Origin of the sequence: Arthrobacter sp. 4R501, from assembly GCF_002929755.1 — a bacterium.
In the GTDB taxonomy this organism is placed as follows: domain Bacteria; phylum Actinomycetota; class Actinomycetes; order Actinomycetales; family Micrococcaceae; genus Arthrobacter.
Genome location: NZ_PJIW01000027.1, coordinates 24,801 through 43,220, shown reverse-complemented (window position 1 = coordinate 43,220; position 18,420 = coordinate 24,801). Strand labels below are relative to the sequence as shown.

Annotated in this window: 16 protein-coding genes and 1 tRNA gene; 9 read left to right on the top strand and 8 right to left on the bottom strand. The window is 61.3% G+C overall.

All coding sequences use genetic code 11. The features are described 5' to 3' along the window. The first annotated feature begins 124 nt into the window (after window positions 1–124). Window positions 125–1,015, top strand: a complete 891-nt coding sequence (locus CXR02_RS20340; protein WP_104063639.1) for a DsbA family protein — start codon at window positions 125–127, stop codon at window positions 1,013–1,015. Window positions 1,016–1,166: 151 nt separating this feature from the next. After that, window positions 1,167–1,243, top strand: a tRNA-Thr gene (locus CXR02_RS20335). 98 nt (window positions 1,244–1,341) lie between these two features. On the opposite strand, the gene CXR02_RS20330 is transcribed toward CXR02_RS20335, so the two are convergent. From CXR02_RS20330 to CXR02_RS20305, 6 genes are all read right to left on the bottom strand, one after another. After that, window positions 1,342–2,544, bottom strand: coding sequence for a tyrosine-type recombinase/integrase (locus CXR02_RS20330; RefSeq protein WP_219816465.1), 1,203 nt, complete (start codon window positions 2,542–2,544; stop codon window positions 1,342–1,344). A 16-nt stretch (window positions 2,545–2,560) separates the two neighbouring features. Then, complete coding sequence (locus CXR02_RS22495) at window positions 2,561–2,914, bottom strand: hypothetical protein (protein WP_181037312.1); 354 nt, start codon at window positions 2,912–2,914, stop codon at window positions 2,561–2,563. Window positions 2,915–3,159: 245 nt separating this feature from the next. Beyond that, window positions 3,160–3,423, bottom strand: coding sequence for a hypothetical protein (locus CXR02_RS20320; RefSeq protein WP_181037311.1), 264 nt, complete (start codon window positions 3,421–3,423; stop codon window positions 3,160–3,162). 334 nt (window positions 3,424–3,757) lie between these two features. Beyond that, window positions 3,758–7,336, bottom strand: coding sequence for a bifunctional proline dehydrogenase/L-glutamate gamma-semialdehyde dehydrogenase (locus CXR02_RS20315; protein ID WP_104063637.1), 3,579 nt, complete (start codon window positions 7,334–7,336; stop codon window positions 3,758–3,760). A gap of 185 nt (window positions 7,337–7,521) precedes the next feature. Beyond that, a complete protein-coding gene (locus CXR02_RS20310; protein ID WP_104063649.1) occupies window positions 7,522–8,481 on the bottom strand; it encodes an ornithine cyclodeaminase family protein in 960 nt (319 codons plus the stop codon). A 720-nt stretch (window positions 8,482–9,201) separates the two neighbouring features. After that, entirely contained in the window at window positions 9,202–9,897 is a 696-nt protein-coding gene (locus CXR02_RS20305) for a GntR family transcriptional regulator (protein WP_104063636.1), read from the bottom strand. Window positions 9,898–10,211: 314 nt separating this feature from the next. On the opposite strand from CXR02_RS20305, the gene CXR02_RS20300 reads away from it, so the two are divergent. The 5 genes from CXR02_RS20300 to CXR02_RS20280 all read left to right on the top strand — a co-directional run bounded on the left by CXR02_RS20300 (window position 10,212) and on the right by CXR02_RS20280 (window position 14,570). Next, the gene (locus CXR02_RS20300; protein ID WP_104063635.1) at window positions 10,212–10,979 is read left to right on the top strand and encodes an amino acid ABC transporter ATP-binding protein; all 768 of its coding nucleotides are present in this window, start codon (window positions 10,212–10,214) and stop codon (window positions 10,977–10,979) included. Window positions 10,980–10,981: 2 nt separating this feature from the next. Further along, window positions 10,982–11,620: an amino acid ABC transporter permease gene (locus CXR02_RS20295; RefSeq protein WP_104063634.1), complete on the top strand. Its 639-nt coding sequence runs from the start codon at window positions 10,982–10,984 to the stop codon at window positions 11,618–11,620. Further along, window positions 11,617–12,282, top strand: coding sequence for an amino acid ABC transporter permease (locus CXR02_RS20290; protein ID WP_104063633.1), 666 nt, complete (start codon window positions 11,617–11,619; stop codon window positions 12,280–12,282). Before CXR02_RS20295 ends, CXR02_RS20290 begins: the two co-directional genes overlap by 4 nt. A gap of 62 nt (window positions 12,283–12,344) precedes the next feature. Further along, on the top strand, window positions 12,345–13,193 hold the full coding sequence (locus CXR02_RS20285) for an ABC transporter substrate-binding protein (RefSeq protein ID WP_104063632.1): 849 nt from the start codon (window positions 12,345–12,347) through the stop codon (window positions 13,191–13,193). Window positions 13,194–13,319: 126 nt separating this feature from the next. Then, on the top strand, window positions 13,320–14,570 hold the full coding sequence (locus tag CXR02_RS20280) for an FAD-binding oxidoreductase (protein WP_104063631.1): 1,251 nt from the start codon (window positions 13,320–13,322) through the stop codon (window positions 14,568–14,570). Between the two features lie 246 nt (window positions 14,571–14,816). Here the strand turns inward: CXR02_RS20280 and CXR02_RS20275 are convergent, their stop codons facing one another. Then, window positions 14,817–15,560: a GntR family transcriptional regulator gene (locus tag CXR02_RS20275; protein ID WP_104063630.1), complete on the bottom strand. Its 744-nt coding sequence runs from the start codon at window positions 15,558–15,560 to the stop codon at window positions 14,817–14,819. 263 nt (window positions 15,561–15,823) lie between these two features. On the opposite strand from CXR02_RS20275, the gene CXR02_RS22490 reads away from it, so the two are divergent. Together CXR02_RS22490 and lysA are read left to right on the top strand one after the other, a co-directional pair. After that, the gene (locus tag CXR02_RS22490; protein WP_104063629.1) at window positions 15,824–16,015 is read left to right on the top strand and encodes a hypothetical protein; all 192 of its coding nucleotides are present in this window, start codon (window positions 15,824–15,826) and stop codon (window positions 16,013–16,015) included. A gap of 15 nt (window positions 16,016–16,030) precedes the next feature. Beyond that, a complete protein-coding gene (lysA, locus tag CXR02_RS20265; RefSeq protein ID WP_104063628.1) occupies window positions 16,031–17,320 on the top strand; it encodes a diaminopimelate decarboxylase in 1,290 nt (429 codons plus the stop codon). A gap of 152 nt (window positions 17,321–17,472) precedes the next feature. Here lysA and CXR02_RS20260 read toward each other — a convergent pair whose 3' ends face one another. Next, a complete protein-coding gene (locus CXR02_RS20260; protein WP_104063627.1) occupies window positions 17,473–18,276 on the bottom strand; it encodes an IclR family transcriptional regulator in 804 nt (267 codons plus the stop codon). Window positions 18,277–18,420: the final 144 nt, after the last annotated feature.

Sequence of the window (18,420 nt, the reverse complement as noted above, 5' to 3'; positions counted from 1 at the left end):
CGGGGCTATTCGTCCGTTGGTTATTCGGGCGGAATAGTTGAAAGCGCAAGCTCTCCGGTTTGTCCCCTAAAATGGTGGAGTCGCCACAGAGTGGTCCCCCTATGTCGATCGACCCAAGGAACACATGAGCCCCGCAAATGAAATACGTAAGTCCAAGGCTGAGCGAACCTCGGAGGCGCGCGAGAAGGCACGCCTGATCCGTGAGGCGCAGCTGACGAAGGACAAGCGCAACAAGCTGCTGATCGGCTGGGGCATTGTGGTGGCCGTGGTGGCCATCCTTGTGGTGGTGGGGCTGGTGGTGACCACAACGATGCGGCAGAACGCCCCGATCGCTGACCAGGGGCCGACGCCGGCCAACGGTAACGTCAACGGTGGCATCACCTTGCTGGCCAATACCGACGTCGCGAAGCTGGAAGCAGCCACCGTTGACGCAGCCTCCGTGGGGGAGCCCCCGAAAACCGCGCCGGCTGAAGTGGTTGCTCCCGGTGCCGAAGCTGAGGCCGGAAAGCCGGTCAAGGTGGTCCTGTACGTTGACTTCATCTGCCCGGTTTGCAAGAACTTCGAGGCACAGTACAACGAGCAGCTGACGACGCTGCGCAACGAGGGCAAGATCACGGTGGAATACCGGGCGCTCGGGTTCCTGGACAACCGGTCCTCCACGAACTACTCCTCACGTGCAGCCAACGCCGCCGCGTGTGTTGTGAATGAGTCTCCGGAGAAGTACGCGGAGTTTGTGGACTCGCTGTTCGCCAACCAGCCTGCCGAAGGTACCGCCGGTCTTTCTGACGACAAGCTCAAGACCATGGCCACGGATATCGGCGCCAAGAACATTGACACGTGCATCGACGAGAAGACCTACCGCCCGTACGTGAAGTTCACAACCAAGCAGGCCGCGGCGATCGGCGTCACCGGCACGCCCACGGTGTTTGTGGACGGCCAGCAGTGGGGCAAGGGTGCCAGCGCGCAGACCCCGTTCCCTGAGTTCCTGCAGGCAGCGATCACCGCGAAGGGCTAAGTCCTACCACCCAGAGGATCTGCTTCCGGATCGATTCCGGAAGCAGGTCCTTTGTGTTGGCTCGGGTTCGCCCTTGCCGGCGTTTTTACGAGCGGGCGGACTTGGGCTAACCTTATCTAGCGCCGTTGCGGCGCACGCCCCTCGGGGGCGCGCCTCCTTAGCTCAGTTGGCCAGAGCACCGCTCTTGTAAAGCGGGGGTCGTCGGTTCGACTCCGACAGGAGGCTCCACATATGGCGTTGACCTGCGAAGTTAGTATTTGCGCCCAGGGTCATTTGCACTATTGGGGCATGGACTCACCCTTTACTCACCCCTATCGGCTTTGACGTTAGCCGGTGCCGGAGCTTCCTGTTCCCGAGTCGGGTGGATTGAAGGCGTTGAGGACCGCGCGCGTGTCGATGGCTTCCTTGTATTCCTCGACATAGTGCTTCCGGGTCATCGAGACCTTGGAATGCCCAGCCTGATATGCGGCGGCTTCGGCACCCATGGTTCGGGCAATAAGTGTTGCGTTTGCCTTGCGGAACGTTTTGAGCGTTACCCATGAGTAGCCGACGGCGTCCGCAGCTTTTCGCCATGTCTTGCCGACGTTGTTCGGATCGCAGACGGTGCCCGTGGATGACGGGAAGAGTAGTTCCAATGGATTCGGAGGGCCGCTGCGGTTTTGCCTGACGCGTCGGTTTCTAAGTGCTGCCGCCAGGTATGGGGGTACTGTCACATATCGGATCCCATGCTCCGACTTGGGATGATCCTGAATTGTCACACCACCGGTGGACGTGCGGATGACGGTCCCGTGGACATGGACGGTTGGGGGATCGGCGTCAAGATCGATGTCTGTCCAGCCCAACGCAAACAACCCGCCGGCGCGGAGGCCGGTATTGACAAGGAAATCCGCGATTTCGTGGAGGTCCTGGGACCTGTTGCGGCCACGGGCAGGCTCCTGCTCCCAAGCGATGAGCTTTGATCTCATATCCCGAAACTGCTTCGGACTGAGGGCCTGCGGCTTTGCCGCCTGACTTCTTGGAATGGAAATTCCGAGAACGGGATTGATGCTCACTGCGTCGTGGCGGAGCGCAATCCTGAACATCCAGGACAGTACTGCCCCACAGGTCCGGGCTGTAGCAGGGCCAGCCGCCTCGACAACATTTCGGATGAAATGGTCCACAACGCCGGGCGTGGCCTCTCCGACGCGAACGGATCCGAGTCCCGGGGAAATGTACTTCTTGACGCTGAAGGTGTATTTGTCTTTCGTCCGAGAGGCCTTATCCGACCTCTCCACTTCTGCCAGGAAAACTTCGGCCAAGTGGCTGATCTTGTTGGTTGAGCTCACAAGGGCGTTACGTGGGGTCTGTCGGTTCTGGAGCCTGATCTGGAGGTTTCTTCTTGCCGCTGCGGCTGACGGTCCTCTGGCCCCGACTTTGCGTGTTGTCCCATCCAAGTCTCGATACTTCGCCCGCGCCCGCCAGCTTCTTGCCGTTGCCCTATCAGTACGAATTAGACCCCATGTATCTCGCGGCAGGGGATACTTGCTCATGGTCCAGCGCGGGACGCTATTGCTCCGCGTGGAGTGACAACCAAGCAACGAAGTCGCTGTGCCTGATTCGGAGGTGCCGCCCAATCCTGTAAGCCGGAGGTGTGACCTTGACAAATTCCGTGGGGGGCTGTTGGGAGAGCATCGACGAGTAGAGTTCGTCCGGCAGGTCATAGGGATCGGCCCAGACTTCGTATCCTTCTGCTGATTCGACGAGTGCTCGGTTTCCGTTGTGGTCTGCGACGAGCCACCGCATGGTGGCGTCCGGCATCACGGCATCGACAACGCCGGCGCGGACCAGTTGTCCGCGTCTGTGAATTTCGGCTTTCGCGCCGGCAAGGCGGTTCCAGTCATCGCAGCGGTAGGACTTCATGGCGGTTCTTTCTTCGTTGAGAGATACGCAAAGTTTCGGGTGGGACATCAATCGTGGACGGGTGCTAGTCGGTTTCCGGTCCCTCGCAGTAGTGGCAGCCGTCTTCACACCCATCCTGGGAAGGGATGAAGCCCTGCAGAGTCAACCCCGTGCTGCGGGCGGATGGAGTTGCAGGCCCGCCACTGTCAGCGGCGATGTCCAGTACACGCCGAGGTTTCCGAAAGGCACGTTGGGGCGCGGGGGGACTAGTGACTGTCAATGGAGGCTCCTAGTGCGGTGTGGTCGTACTTTGGTTTACGTGAGCCGGACTCACTCGCGACCAGTATCCAAGTGACGGACTTGCCGTTGTCCGCTGGCATGATGCTTCCTTCGGCGATAAAGCGCCTGTCTGCCTTCAGGCCGGTGGGCGCCCACCATCCATCCGAAGGGCAGTGTTCGCCGGTTTTGGCCGCATAGGCCTTGTGGGAGTTCTTGCCCGGGTTCTGCTTGTGGGGGATACGTTTCTTCATCACTGATTGGTCCTGGTCTTCTTCTGTGAGCTAACTCCGGGCTGTCTGTTTGGTGTCCCGCGTCATCACTCCAGCAGAAATGCCTCCTGCACCCACGCTGAGAAGAAGGAGCCCGGCACCGAGGCCAAGCGTGGATGTGGCGGAGATCGCGCAGGCAATCCCGGCTGTCACGAGCAGAAGCACTGTTGAAAAGTAGATTCGCAACATGGTGGGGGGCTTTCAGGTTCTCGGGCATGCGGGGCATGCCTGTTCACGGGTAGGGATCTTCTTTTTTGCGGGCCGGATCCGTTCACTGCTGTGCAATGGACGGACCCGGCCCTGTTGGTGCGTGGTTCTATATGAGGGCGCCGGAGAGATCGTTCGGGGTACCGAACCGGTGCGCTGTGATGGAGACTGCCTGTTCCTGCAGGAAGGTCAGCAGCTCGACACGGCTGGCTGCCACGACGTCGTTGGCGTAGATGGCGACGTCGGGCTTTCCGTTGGCGGCCTCGGCTGTGTCGAGGGCGGCGGCCCCGATCAGGCGGATCCGTACTCCCGATTCCGGTCCGGTCTGGGCTGCGTAACGCTTGACCCGTCCGGCCCAGGCCGGAGTATTTTCGACGACCATAACGACCCCGGAGTCCCTGAGAACCCGTGCGACGGCATCAGTGAGCGGCTCTGGAGTGCTGACCGTCAGGGCATTGAGGTCGGGGCGTCCGTTCCAGGCGGTCAGACCGGCCGAGACGACGCGCAGCAGTTCAGCCAGCCCGTGTCCGGAGGTAGGGGCTTCGTAGCGGACGGTTACCGGCAGGGCGCGGTAGCGGAAAATGTTCCGCTCGGCCTGCAGGCCCGAGACGTCGCGGGCTGCACCGAATTCCTTTGTCCATGCCTCGGCGTCCGAAATCAGCGCGGATTCGAGCCAGGTAACATCAGCGGCAGTGATGCTCCCGGCGCTGGCTACGTCAGCAGCTGCGGTCAGGAGTTGCCGGGCCGGTCCGGAGAGCTGGGCCAAGGGGGCAGCCTTAATCGGGGTGTCCTTCCATTCACCGAGGCCGACCAGGTAGTTGGGACCGCCAGCCTTGGTGCCGGCACCGACGGCGGACTTCTTCCAGCCACCGAAGGGCTGGCGCCGCACGATCGCTCCGGTGATGCCACGGTTGATGTAGAGGTTTCCGGCCTGGATGTTGTCCAGCCAGTACTTCAGTTCCTTGGGGTCCAGGGAGTGCAGGCCGGAGGTGAGGCCGTAGTCGATGTCGTTGACGATGGTGACCGCTTCTTCCAGGGTCTCGGCGGTCATGACTCCCAGGATGGGTCCGAAGTATTCGGTTTTGTGGTATTCGCTGCCGCGCTTGACGCCCGTACGTACACCGGGGCTCCAGAGCTTGCCGCTGTCATCGAGTTTGCGCGGTTCGAGTACCCACTGTTCTCCTGCGCCGAGTCTGGTGAGCCCTCCAAGCAGCTTTCCGTTGGCAGGTTCGATGACCGGTCCCATTTGGGTTTGTGGGTCAACAGGGTAGCCGACTTTCAGGGACCGGGCGGCGTCGATCAGCTGCTGGTTGAAGCGGCGCGATGTCGCGACGGATCCGACGAGGATGACGAGTGAGGCGGCCGAGCATTTCTGGCCGGCGTGGCCGAATGCTGACTGCACGACGTCGCGCGCGGCGAGGTCCAGGTCGGCACTGGGTGTGACGATAATGGCGTTCTTGCCGCTGGTCTCGGCGAGCAGGGGCAGGTCCTTGCGGAAGGACCTGAAAAGTTCGGCCGTCTCGTACCCGCCGGTGAGGATGAGCCGGTCCACGGCGGGGTGGGACACCAGGGCCGTGCCGAGTTCCCGCTTGCCTACCTGGACGTACTGCAGCACGTCCCGGTCGATGCCTGCTTCGTCGAAGGCTTCCCAGAGGGCCTCGACCATGACGGCACCGCAGCGGCGTGCCTGCCGGGCGGGCTTGATGACGACCGCGGATCCGGCGGCGAGGGCCGCGAGGACGGAGCCGGCCGGGATGGCCACGGGGAAGTTCCATGGGGGAGTGACTACGGTCAGTTTGGAGGGGATGAACTGTGCGCCGTCGACTGTGTCCAGTTCCTTGGCCAGTTCGGCGTAGTAGTGGGCGAAGTCGATGGCTTCGGACACTTCGGGATCGCCCTGGTCCAGGGTTTTGCCGCATTCTGATGCCATGACCTCCAGCAGCTCGGCCCTGCGGGCCTCCAGACGGACACCTGCCCGGTGGAGCACAGCGGCCCGCTCCGCCCCTGTGAGGGCACCCCACGCCTTGCCGCGGGCAACGGCGGTTTCGATGACGGCTTCGAGTTCGTCCTGCGTGGTCAGTTCGTAGGTTTCGGCAGTCTCTTTGCCCAAAAGCGAGAACGGGACCTGGTTGAGGATGGCCCGGCCCCACCTGCGGTTGCCCGGCAGGTCAGGGTCGGTGTCGGGGGTGTTGGCGAAGCTGGCCGTGGGCCCGCCGTAACCTTCCCCGCCCATTTCGAGCCTGGCCCGTGAGATCGCCTCCGTCAGTGCGGCGTCGGCATCAAAGCTGGTCCGGTCCTGGACACGGTTTGGTCCGGGAACAGTATCGGTGAGGGCTGCGATGGAGGCCAGGAAGCGCTGCTTTTCGCGTTCGAACAGTGCTTCGTTTTTGTCCAGTTCGAAGACCGCGGACATGAAGTTTTCCTGGCTCGCGCCTTCTTCGAGGCGGCGGATCAGGTAGGCGATGGCTACATCGAACTCGCTGGGGTGCACGACCGGGGTGTAGAGCAGCAGGGATCCGACGTCGCGCTTGACGGCTTCGGCCTGTCCGGTGGCCATGCCCAGGAGCATTTCGAACTCAATGCCGGAGGTGATCCCGCGGGCCTTGCCCAGCAGGTGGGCGAGGGCGACGTCGAACAGGTTGTGCCCGGCGACGCCGATGCGGACGTTCCGGATTCTTTCGGGCGTGAGGGAGTAGTCGATCACGGCCTTGTAGGAGGTGTCGGAGTCCTGCTTGGTGCCCCAGGTGGCCAGCGGCCAGCCGTGCAGGTCTGCATCGACCAGTTCCATGGGCAGGTTGGCGCCCTTGACGACGCGGACCTTGATCGGGGCGCCGCCGTTTGCGGTGCGGGCGGCTGCCCAGTCCTGGAGTCCGATCATGGCGCTCAGGGCATCGGGCAGGTAGGCCTGCAGGACGATACCTGCTTCGAGGGTGCGGAACTCGGGCATCTCGAGCAGCCGGGTGAAGACCGCGATGGTCAGGTCGAGGTCTTTGTATTCCTCCATGTCCAGGTTGATGAACTTCCGCGGGGAGGAGGAAGCCGCGAGGCGGTACAGCGGGGCGAGCTTTTCCACGATGTGGCCGACGGCTTCGTCGAATGCCCAGTGGTTGTGCGGGGCCACGGTGGAGGAGACCTTGATGGAGACGTAGTCGACGTCTGGGCGGGCCAGGAGCTTCCTGGTGCCCTCAAGCCTGCGGGACGCTTCACCCTCGCCGAGGATGGCCTCACCGAGCAGGTTTACGTTGAGCCTGATGCCGTCTTTCTTGATCTTGGCGATGGAACGGCCGAGCTTGTCGTCGGTTGCGTCCACGATCAGGTGGCTGACCATTTCTCGCAGTACCTTGCGGGCGACCGGGATGACGACGCCGGGGACGACTGGTGCGACGGAACCGCCCAGAGCTACGGCTGATTTCATGTACCAGGGCAGGAAGGAGGGGACTTTCGGGGCCAGGACCTTCAGGTTCCTGGCAGCGACGGCCTTGTCCTCGGGACGGACAACACCGTCGACAAAGCCGACCGTGAAGTCCAGACCCTGCGGGTCCTTCAAAACACCGGCCAGCTGCGTAGCAGCCGCGTCGACGGGAACTTTCGCTCCCTCGGCCAGCCAGCGCCGGACCAATGCCACGGCCTCTTCGGCCAGGTCTCCGGGTTGGACCAGCTTGGCGCTGGTCCCAGCTGTGTTAGTCATGGGTGTACTCCTCAAATGTGGATGTTGTTGGCACTGAGCCGGCTGAAGCATCCGGATTGACCTCTCGGTCACCGGGAGAGAACGGGAGAAAGCTGCAGAGGGGTGCTTCCGGGATTCAGTAGGACAGCCCTAAGAAAAAAGGCGATGTTTACTGCACAATACGATTCAGGGACGACGAGGCGTCCCTAGCGGGCAACAGCGTTGCTTTTTGTGTAAGCTTGGACGACAGCTTTGGCAATGACCAGGTCCTCCCAGGACATTCCTGAGCTCTTGAACAGGACGGGCCGGTGGGGGTCCAGGCGTACAACCCCATTGGCAACATCCTTCATGGGGATCAGATCTTCTGCGGTCAAGGTCCCCTCGGCGATGGCCATGATGACGTCTCCTGATTCGCGCAGAGCGGTCGGTACGTCTTCCACGATCACCTGGGCCCGGCCGCATAAGGCAGCATCGACCTCCCGGACGTGCGGTTCATGGGAACCCACTGCAACGACGATGACATCCGTCCGTACAAGGGAGGAATCGAACAGCGGTTCGCTGGCCGATGTTGCACACACGATGACATCGGCTGCAGCAACTGCTTCTGCTGCCGCCGATGAACCGAGAGCGACGACCTCGCCTGCCGCCGATGGCGGCAGGCTGACCCGATCGGGGTTCCGGACGATGTAGGTGACGTTTTCGATTTCCCGGCGTCCCTCCATGACTTCGGTGAGGGTGTCGACATGTCCGACGCCCTGCTGCCCGGCCCCGAAGACAGCCAGCCGCAGCGGTGTGGAACGCTGGGTAAGAACGGGCAGGATTCCAGCGATGGATACCGCGGGTGTGCGGAGGGTCGTTAGCGCCGTCCCGTCCAGGACTGCCTGCGGGGTGAGTGTTTGGGCGTCGAAAATCAGGTAGAGCGCCTGGATGCGGGGCAGGTCCTGGCTGGGATTATTAGGGGCTACCGTAGCCACCTTTACGCCGGCGTAGCCTGCAGCTTCAGCCGGCATGATCAAAAACTGCCCCTCGGTCAGTGGGACGATCCCGCGGGCAGAATCCGCGGCCGGATCCAGTCCCGTAACCAATGCGTCCATGATGGCAGCGGTCGCCTGGGCGGGGCCAAGGAGACTGCGGACTTCTGCTTGCGGTATGAAATTAAGCTGCACGGGCTTCACCGCGCTTCACTCTGGTGGCTGAGCGGGAGGGTCTTGGCAGTGTCATCAAAGCTTTTTACCTGTCTTAGAGGACCACGCTCCGGTGGCCGATGGGATAGTCGCCGGTCGGCGCCCGTCAAGTCGGAGGACCTTTGTACGGAGACGAGGGGACTGTGGTGACCAGCTCCTGGTTGCAAAAGTTCTGGGCGAACCGTCTCCTCGGCGCAGTAAGGTATTACACCCAATCATAAGCGGTGTTAGGCCGTTCCGCCAGTACCCAAGCCAATATTCAGACAAGGCACGGAAAGAATAAGGGACGGGATTGTGGAGGGGTGGAGTGCACGATTCGCTCACGGCCCCCCTTCCTGGAGGCAAACTCATCAAGCCAGAGGCGTTACGTCTATAGGCCTTAGGCCTGTTAATGAGGGGGCCACACCGTGACTTTTAATACCTGACTGTCCGGCCCGCCATGCCGAGCCGAGCCAACAAGAAGGCTGGCGGCCGCATGCGGCGGAGGTGAAGGAAGTAGCGGATCGCCGTATGAGGCTTCACGCTGAAGAGCCTTGAATCTGGGGGCCGTGAGCTGAGCGCCATGTACGTGACTGGCCTGTACGTGACTGGCCGTGGGGCGAGGATCAGGCTCTATATAGGGGGCCGGGCGGGAATGTGGGTCGGGCAGGCGTGGGGCGGAGGTATTTTCCCGATTTACGCACTACATGCCTGCCGACTCCCTCAGCCTGCCTGGGGCTCTTCGATCCGGCCTGCCCATATGCCACGCACGTGACGCATATGACTGCTCATGATTTCGGCTGCACTTTCTGCGTCGCCGGCTTCCATGGCGTCCAGGAGAAGGTCGTGTTCCTTCGTTGATTGCACGAAGACGTCGGTGCCGGCCAGTTGCCCCAGACCAAGGAGCCTGCTTTGGTCCCTGAGGGAGCCGACCATTTCGAGGAGCTTGGGATTTGCCAATGCCGCAAGAATCGCTAGGTGGAATTCACGGTCCGTGTCCACAAATTCTTCCCATTGTCCCGCTGCGGCAAACGCCTCGGTCCTCCGGGACAAGTGGCGCACAGGGGTGAAATCAGTGATGAGTGACCTTTCAGTGATCTCGCGGACCGATGCCACCTCGAGCATGGCGCGGATCTGGACAATGTCATCGAGTTCCTTGTTGGACGGCTTCCGCACCAGGAATCCTCGGTTGCGCTTAATCTCAATGAGGCCCTCCTTCGCGAGGTCATGCAAGGCCTCGCGAACCGGAGTTATCGAGACATTGAGCCGTTCGGCAACGGCGCCTATAGAGTGCATGGAACCGGGTTCCAAGCGCCCGGAGACGATCTGCGAGCGAATGATGCGCACCGCCTGCTCCCGAAAGCTTTGGGTGCGCACAGCCTCGCCCGAACTCTCATTCCACGCCAGTGCTGTCGCCACGGTTCCTCCTGAAGGACTAATAAGGTTTTAGACCTAATTCTACGCGCACACCCGCGGGCGACCGGATACGCAGACGCCAAGGGGCCCGGGCACAGCGCAGCCTCCCTTAGCCCGGCTTGCCGCCTAGGAATTAGGGACGTCGTGGCCGGGCTCGGAGCGACCCCAGACGCACGACTCTAGGGACCAATGTTTCTCCAATGTTTCAATCAAAAAAACTTTTGAGCCAAGTAAGGTATCACACCGTAATGAGTGTTATGCTGGTCGGCAAGAGACATGCGTCACACCCTGACGGATCCCGAACTAGAGGAGTTTCAATGGCTGTTTCCACCCTGCCGAAGCAGATGGTTAGCCTCAGAGGAGTTTCGAAGAGCTACGGAGACAAGGTCGTCTTCAGTTCTGTTGATTTGGACGTCGCCGCCGGCGAAGTCACGGCCATGATCGGGCCAAGCGGCGCGGGCAAGAGCACCCTTCTTCGGTGCATCAACATGCTTGAACGGCCCGACGCCGGCGAGATCACCATCGGAGGGAAAACCATTTCCGCCGGTAAAAGCACTTCGCTCAAGGAGATCGAGGCCCTTCGGCGCAAGGCCGGGATGGTCTTCCAGCATTTCAATCTCTTTCCACACATGTCGGTCCTGCAGAACGTTTCATTTGCCCAGCAGCGGGTTCTGAAGCGCAGCAAGGCAGAGGCCGACAAGCGTTCCCGGGTCCTGCTGGACCGGGTTGGCCTGGCCGATTTCGCGGACTCCTATCCGGCTCGCTGTTCTGGCGGCCAGCAGCAGCGCATTGCCATTGCCAGGGCATTGGCAATGGATCCGGAGGTCATGCTGTTCGACGAACCTACGTCGGCACTCGACCCGGAAGTAGGCCTTGAGGTTCTGGCTGTGATGAAGGAACTGGCCAAGGATGGCATGACCATGATCGTCGTAACTCATGAGATGGCCTTCGCCCGCGACGTATCAGACCGTTTGGTCGTTATGGCTGACGGGGCAATCATCGAACAGGGCGACCCACACAAAATCATGTCCGCCCCCGAGCACCCGCGCACGAAATTGTTCCTGCGCGCCGTCGTGGGACGGTAGCCATGGAACATCTGCAGGCCGTTCTATTAGGCGTCCCCCTGACGCTGCTGATCACCTTCTCGTCCCTTCTCATTGGAGCGATCGGCGGCGTTCCCATGGTCCTGGGGCTGAGATCACGCCAGGTAGTTTTTCGGGTCGTCTGCCGCGGACTCGTTGATCTCCTGCGAGGAATCCCCGCCGTCGTCTGGCTCTTCGTCATCTACTTCGGCGTGAGCATTGGCGCATTCCAGTTCGAAGCGACAACTGCGGCCATCGTCGGGCTGGGTCTGGTGTCGGCCGCTTACATGGCAGAAATCTACCGTGGCGGAATCTCTGCTGTTCACACCGGGCAATGGGAGGCAGGAAGCGCCCTGGGCGTCGGGCGGTGGGCGACTTTCAGCCGCATCATTGGCCCCCAGGCCTTTCGGGTTTCCGTTCCGTCTATGACGTCGTACGGAATCAGCCTGATCAAAGATTCCTCGCTTGCCTCGACGATCGGGGTCACCGAAATAGTGTTCCTGACCACCCAGGATGCCCGATCCAACGCCGGAGGGCTCACCGTTTATATCATCGCCGCGCTCGTATATCTGGCACTGAGTATTCCGCTGGCGCTTCTCGCCCGTCGCGTCGACTCCGTCCTCCGGAAAAAGGTTTCCCGATGAACTTCCTAACCGACTGGTCCACCTGGTTCCCCACCCTGCTGGATGGTCTGTCCCTAAGCCTGCAGATCACCGCCATCAGCCTCATCGCAGGCCTCCCGATCGGGCTGCTGCTCGCGCTGATGTCATCCAGCCGCGTACCGGTAGCGCGGGTCACCTCGATTGCCCTGGTGGAGATCGGACGAGGAGCACCCACCCTCGTTGTCCTCCAACTCTTCTACTTCGGACTGCCCAGCGCGGGAATTACACTTTCGTCCTTCGTCGCTGCCTGTATAGCGCTGGCCCTGACCACCGCCGCCTACACCAGCGAAATACTTCGCGCCGGGCTGCAAGCAGTACCGGACGGTGAGACCGAAGCCTGCCAGACACTCGGCGTCTCCCCACTGGACACTCTCCGCTTTGTCGTCCTTCCCCAAGGGTTGAGGATTGCTTTGCCGGCACTGATGGGCTTCGCCATCATCATCTTCCAGGCGACATCCCTGTGCTTCACTATCGCAGTGCCTGAACTCCTCAGTCAGGCATACTCCATCGGTTCCTCAACCTTCAACTACCTCAGCGTCCTTGCCCTCGCGGGCCTCATGTATGCCGTGATCACCATCCCGGCGTCCTGGCTGGTAGGCGGCATGGAAAAGAGAATGTCCCGCCACCTGGCCCACGTCCACTGACACGTGCCCGTTCTTCGAACACCACTCTCATCTCGTATCAACCCAACCCTTAGGAAGTCCCCATGAATAAAGCAACACGGAACCTGTCAGTTGCAGTCCTCGCCGTAGGCCTGACGGCCTCCGCGACCGCCTGCAGCCGAAACGCCGAGCCGACGGTCGCCAGCGACTGCAAGCCCCAACACGAATTCAAAACCATCGAGCAGGGTAAACTCGCGGTCGGCATCACGGAGATCCCGCCCTACAGCTACACCAAAGACGGAAAGCCGGCCGGGGCGGATGTGGAACTGATTAAGGAGTTCGCAACAGCCAACTGCCTTGAGCTGAAGACCGTGCCCCTGGCGTACAGCGCCGCGGTTCCCTCGGTCCAGAACAAGCGCATCGACCTCACTGTCGGTGACTGGTACCGCACGGCGGCGCGGAGCGAAATCGTCAGCCTCACGGCCCCCATCTACCTGGATGAATTCGGTGTTATCTCCGCGGACGGAATCACCAACGTCAGTGACCTTAAGGGCAAGAATGTGGGTACCGTCGACGGCTACCTGTGGGTCAATGACCTCAGGACAATGCTTGGTGGCCAGCTCAAGGTCTACCCGTCCAGCGTGGAACTGAAGCAGGACCTTGAATCCGGACGCATCGACGTCGGCGTCGATGCCTACGGCACGGCCCTGTACAACTTCCCCGAAGGCTCGAAGTTCAAGGTGACAACCGTGAAGCCGGACACACAGGTGCAGGCAACCGTCGAGCCCGCCCAGACCGGGTTCCCCTACACCAAGGACAACGCCGACCTGGGCAAAGCGTTGGACGCAACAATCGAGGAAAAGCGGAAGTCCGGCGATCTCGTCAAAATCCTCGAGGCAAACGGCCTGCCGGCCAGCTCAGCGGAAGTCGGCGAACCCCGCCTGATCCCCTAGACGCCCACGCCTTTGGGCTCCGTCAGCGCACCGCTGACGGAGCCCAGGCTTGGGACAAACCCCGCGCTCACCGCCGGAGCACGCACTGCGCTGCAGGGCGACCATCGACCTTAGGACTCGGAAATTATGAAAACCATCGTTATCGGTGCCGGCGCCATTGGCCTGTCTTCGGCCTACTACCTCCGCAAGGCAGGAGCAGAAGTAACCGTCATTGACGAATCCGAACCAGGGTCCAAGGCTTCGGCTCACAATGCAGGGTGGGTTGTGCCAAGCATGTCAGTGCCCGTACCGGCTCCTGGCATGATGCCCCAAGCACTGAAGTGGATGACCCGACGGGACAGCCCACTGTATGTGACTCCCAGTCTGAACCCGCGCTTTCTGGGATTCATGGCGGAGATGCTGCGTAACTGCACAACCGGCCGTTTCGAGGCCGGGCTGAAAGTCCTTGCCCATCTGAGCAGCGACACTCTCCAACTGTTCGATGACATGGCAGCAGACGGTGTGGTCTTCGAATCACACAGCGACCCCCTGACCATGCTCTACACCAACGCCGAGAACCTTCAGAAGCATGCCCTGGAGTTGAAGGCCATGGAAGCTCACATTCCTGGATTCAAGTGGCGCACGATCCCCGGAAACGACCTCTCCAAGGAAGTGCCGCACGTCCGCGACGGCCTCGCCGGAGGCCTCCAAACATTCGGCGACCGGTCCCTGGATCCGGCCTCCCTCACCCGCGGGTTGACCGCGGCCTGCCGACGCGATGGAGTCGAATTCCGAATTGGCACCGCTGCAAAACTCCGCACTGCAAGGGACGGCTCGGTCGAAGTTGCCATAGGTGACGAAGTGCTCAGGGCAGACAAGGTTGTCGTCGCCGCCGGTGTCTGGACCAACAGGATCCTCGCCGGCATCGGCGACCGCGTCTCCCTCATGTCAGGAAAAGGCTACGGGTACGATCTGCCAGCGGATAGCGACGGCCCGCAATATCCCCTATACCTCGCTGAGGCCAAAGTTGCCATCACCCCTCTCAGCACAAAGGTGCGCATCGCGGGCACCATGGGCTTTGGCGGAATCAATGAGGGAATCAGCAGAGTGCGTGCCGAAGGCCTCCTTACCAGTCTTCCCAAGTACTTCAATACCTGGCCTGCCAGCACCACTCAACCCCGACCCCAACCCTGGACCGGGCTTCGCCCGATGACCCCGGACGGACTTCCAATCATCGGAACCTCACGCAAACGATCCAACATTCTCATCGCCACCGGACACGCCATGCTGGGAGTGAGCCTGGCACCACCCACAGGAAAACTCATCGCGGAAATGGCCACGGGCGATCCGGCCTCGCGTCACCTTTCAAGCCTGTCCGCCACCCGATTCATGCTGTAAAGCCAAGGAAATAAGGGCACATTCCTTGGCGGCGGTCCGTGGACATAGTCCACGGACCGCCGGCGTCACCGCCTGTCCACGTCACGACCAACCGCTGTGTGGTCATGGAACTGACGTCGGGGACATGCATGCCCCAGCATCCAGGACAGCTGAACTTCTAGGTTTCACTGGTGAACAACCTCGTGACCTTTCGCGGGGGGTCGAAGCCCGACCCGAGAGTCAGATCAGCTCAGTGTGGACTACGGCCTAATGAGGTACCAGTCGTTTCTCGAGACGTTGTCGGGCGCTGGACAGGGACTCCTTAGTCAACTTAGTGGCTGCCTTTACGTCCCTTGACCGGGCGGCTTCCAGGATGGCGGGTTGTGGGGTCCAAAGGCTCGAGTCATCGTGCTCGATTGCCTCTGTGGCGCCGATGACCTTGTACGGCCGGCATTGATGCCAGAGTGTTTCTATGACATCCATCAAGACCGGGTTACCGCCAGCGGAGTACAAGGTGCGGAGCAGATCTTCGTCGTCGTCCAGGGCATCCCACACGCGGCGTTCTGCGACTGCCTTTTGCATTCGGGCGCAGGCCGCCTCCATGCGGGCTACGTCAGCGTCAGTGACATTGGCAGCTCCGCGGCGGGCGGCCTCAATCTCCAGGGTTGCCCTTACTTCGTAGATGTGAATCAGTTCACCGACGGTGAATTCACGGACGACCGCCCCCCGGTGAGCCGCCACCCGCGTGGCGAGCCCTGTCTCTTCGAGCCGGCGAATGGCTTCCCTGACCGGCATCACGCTGGTACCGACCATTGCAGCAACGTCTCTTACCCTCAAGGGTGAGCCCCCGGCCAGTTTGCCCGTGAGGATGGCGGTGCGCAATGCCTCATAGACCTGGTCCGCTACAAGGGTGGGTGTAATAGCAAAAGCTGGAGAAGATTCAGAGGCCGGCCCCAGCCCAGCCCTCGTGATCTCCCGTTGTCGGGTAGCATCAACTTTTTTTCCTGGCATGGGAACGATCCTATGGCGAGCGGACCTGTTTTGCTCCTATTCCAAGTCCGGAGGCCACGTCTCTACGGTTTCCTTGAAGTCATGCGGCAAAACCCTTGCGTGATTTGTGATCACATATCTAAAATGGAATCAGAGGCGGAAAGTACGCCGACAGGGAACTAAAGAAATGGTGGCGGCCGACAGCTGCTACCACATCACCCGACAGGAGCCGGGCACACCAAAGGACAATCTGTCCAAGCCACTAAGAGCAGGAATCCACGGCCATGAAAAAGCTGACAGCACCAAGGACCACCCAGCAGCGTCCCCACTACGACACACTTCCGGCCCTGAGGCAGGAGGCCGCAGACCGGCGCATGTGGACAGGCTGCACCGGTGGAGAGTTTTCGCTGGATTGCCCATTCTGCTGGAGCCCCGAACCCAGCCGTCAGCGCATCACGGCCGCCGACCTGTACTGAAATACTGAGGACTGAATGCCTGAACTTCATTGCGAGCCAACTGGCAAACCGCTACCCGGAAGCCTCTCCGGAGCCCGACTGGCCGCTATCGTCGATCGTGTTGGAACTCCTGTGTGGATCTATGATGCCCGCACCATCAGGGCACAAGTTGATCGTCTTCGAAACTTTGATGTGATCCGGTACGCACAAAAGGCCGGTTCAAACATCCACATCCTCCGCCTGATGAAAGAGTTGGGTGTGGTGGTGGATGCAGTGTCTGCTGGCGAAGTCGAAAGGGCGTTGACGGCGGGATACACTCCGGGTACTGCTGAGGAAGAGATCGTCTTTACGGCAGATCTGCTGGACCGCGAAGCGTTGAAGTTGGTGGCAGAGCGAGGAATACCGGTCAATGCTGGTTCACCACAGATGCTGGAGCAGCTGGGACAGGTTTCGCCCGGTCACCGTGTATGGCTCAGGATCAATCCCGGATTTGGGCACGGCCACAGCCGCAAGACCAACACGGGCGGCAGTCACAGCAAGCATGGCATCTGGCACGAGCATCTGGCCGAAAGCCTGAAACTCGTAGACCGACACGGCTTGAAGCTTGTGGGCTTCCACATCCACATCGGCTCAGGGGTTGATTACGCCCATCTTGAACGTGTGTGCGATGCAATGGTTGAGCAGGTCAAGAGCAGCGGCCGGGACCTTGAGGCGATTTCCGCTGGCGGCGGCCTCTCCATTCCCTACGCTCCGGACGACCCGGCTGTGGACACACAGCGGTATTTCAGCGTCTGGGATACTGCGAGGCGTGAGATCAGTGATTACTTGGGCCACAGGGTCAGGCTCGAAATTGAACCTGGACGATTCCTGGTGGCGGAATCAGGAGTACTGGCGGCAGAAGTAAGGGCCAGCAAGAAGGTTGCCGACAACCACTTCTTGCTGGTCGACGCCGGTTTCAACGATCTTGTCCGTCCGGCCATGTACGGCAGCCGGCACCAAGTGACCATCCTTGCTCCTGACGGATCCGCCCGCTCAGGCCCGCTATCCGACGTCGTGCTTGCCGGGCCGCTTTGCGAAGCCGGCGACGTCTTTACGCAGTCCGACTCGGGCGACGTTCAGGCCATGCAGCTGCCCGAAGCCGTGATGGGCGATCTGGCCGTCTTTCATGACACCGGCGCCTACGGCTCCAGCATGTCTTCAAACTACAACTCCCGCCCGCTGATACCGGAAGTCCTTGTCGACGGCGTCAGCACCACGCTGATACGACGACGCCAAACGGTTCAGGAACTGATAGCCCTTGAAGCGGATCCTGTTCGCCTTACCTGAACCAGCTCTTTCGTCCATATGCCCAAGGTTGCCTCCGCCCGTCAATCCCGGGTGGAGGCAACCTTAACGGAGCGGAGCACTTTAACCTGTCCGCCTGCTCCAGCTCCGACTCAGCTGCTGTCGGGATGCCACAAGATCAGGCACCGCCCGGCTTAGGCGGGTGAACTGACGTTGCTGAGATCCAGGGCAGCTTCGCATGTGGAGTATATGAACTGCGCACGGGCTTCGTTGGTGCCGGACCGCTCGAGGGGAACCATGCTGGTGACCACACCGGCGAGGCTTCCGCCCTCATTTAGGACAGGGGCGCTGACGCCCCAGATACCCGGAGCCAGGGCGCCTGAGCTGGTTGCATAGCCGCGCTCCCTGATGCTTGCGAGGTCGGCGCGGATGGTGGCTTCGTCTTCCCTGCCAAGGAAATGGCCGGCAAGAATTGCGTCCCCTTCTTCCTCGGGCAAGGAGGCCAGGATGGCGCGTGCGCTGGCCCCGTGCAGCAGGGGGCGGGATCGTCCGGCAGCGTAGCTGCAGCTGAGGATGTGTTCGCTTTCAACGGATTCGACGCAGAGGACTTCGTTGCTGCTTTGAACCAGGTAGGCGGCCAATTCGCCGGAATCGCGCGAGAGCCGTTCAAGCCTCTGGGCCACCGCGCCCTGGGCGAGGGCTTCCTGGCGGTAGTTCTCGGCCAGTCGAACCACTTCGGGTCCCGCTGAATAGCGCCCGTAGGCCTGGCTCTCTACGACGAAACCGGCCTGCAGCAGGGTCTGGAGGTGCCGTTCGATAATGGAGGCAGGTATCCGGAGCAGGCCCGCGATCTGGGAGCTGCTGAGGCTTCGGTGTCGGGCGAACAGGAGCAGGATAGACATCGCTACACCGCGTTCGTCCCTCTTCTTCAGTGACGTTGCTGCTGCGGTCGCCTGGTTGGAGGCCGACGCTTTTCGAGTGAGGATTCTTTTCTTCATGGGAGAACTTCCGAGGCTGGGTGGAACGCCGGAGAGGGAAGCAGCCGCCGCCTGAGCTTGGTCAGGCGGCGGCTGCCGGAAGCCGTTCGGAACGTTGCGAGGTGCCCGACGGCGGTTGGAGGCCAAGTGCGCGGATGCGCACCC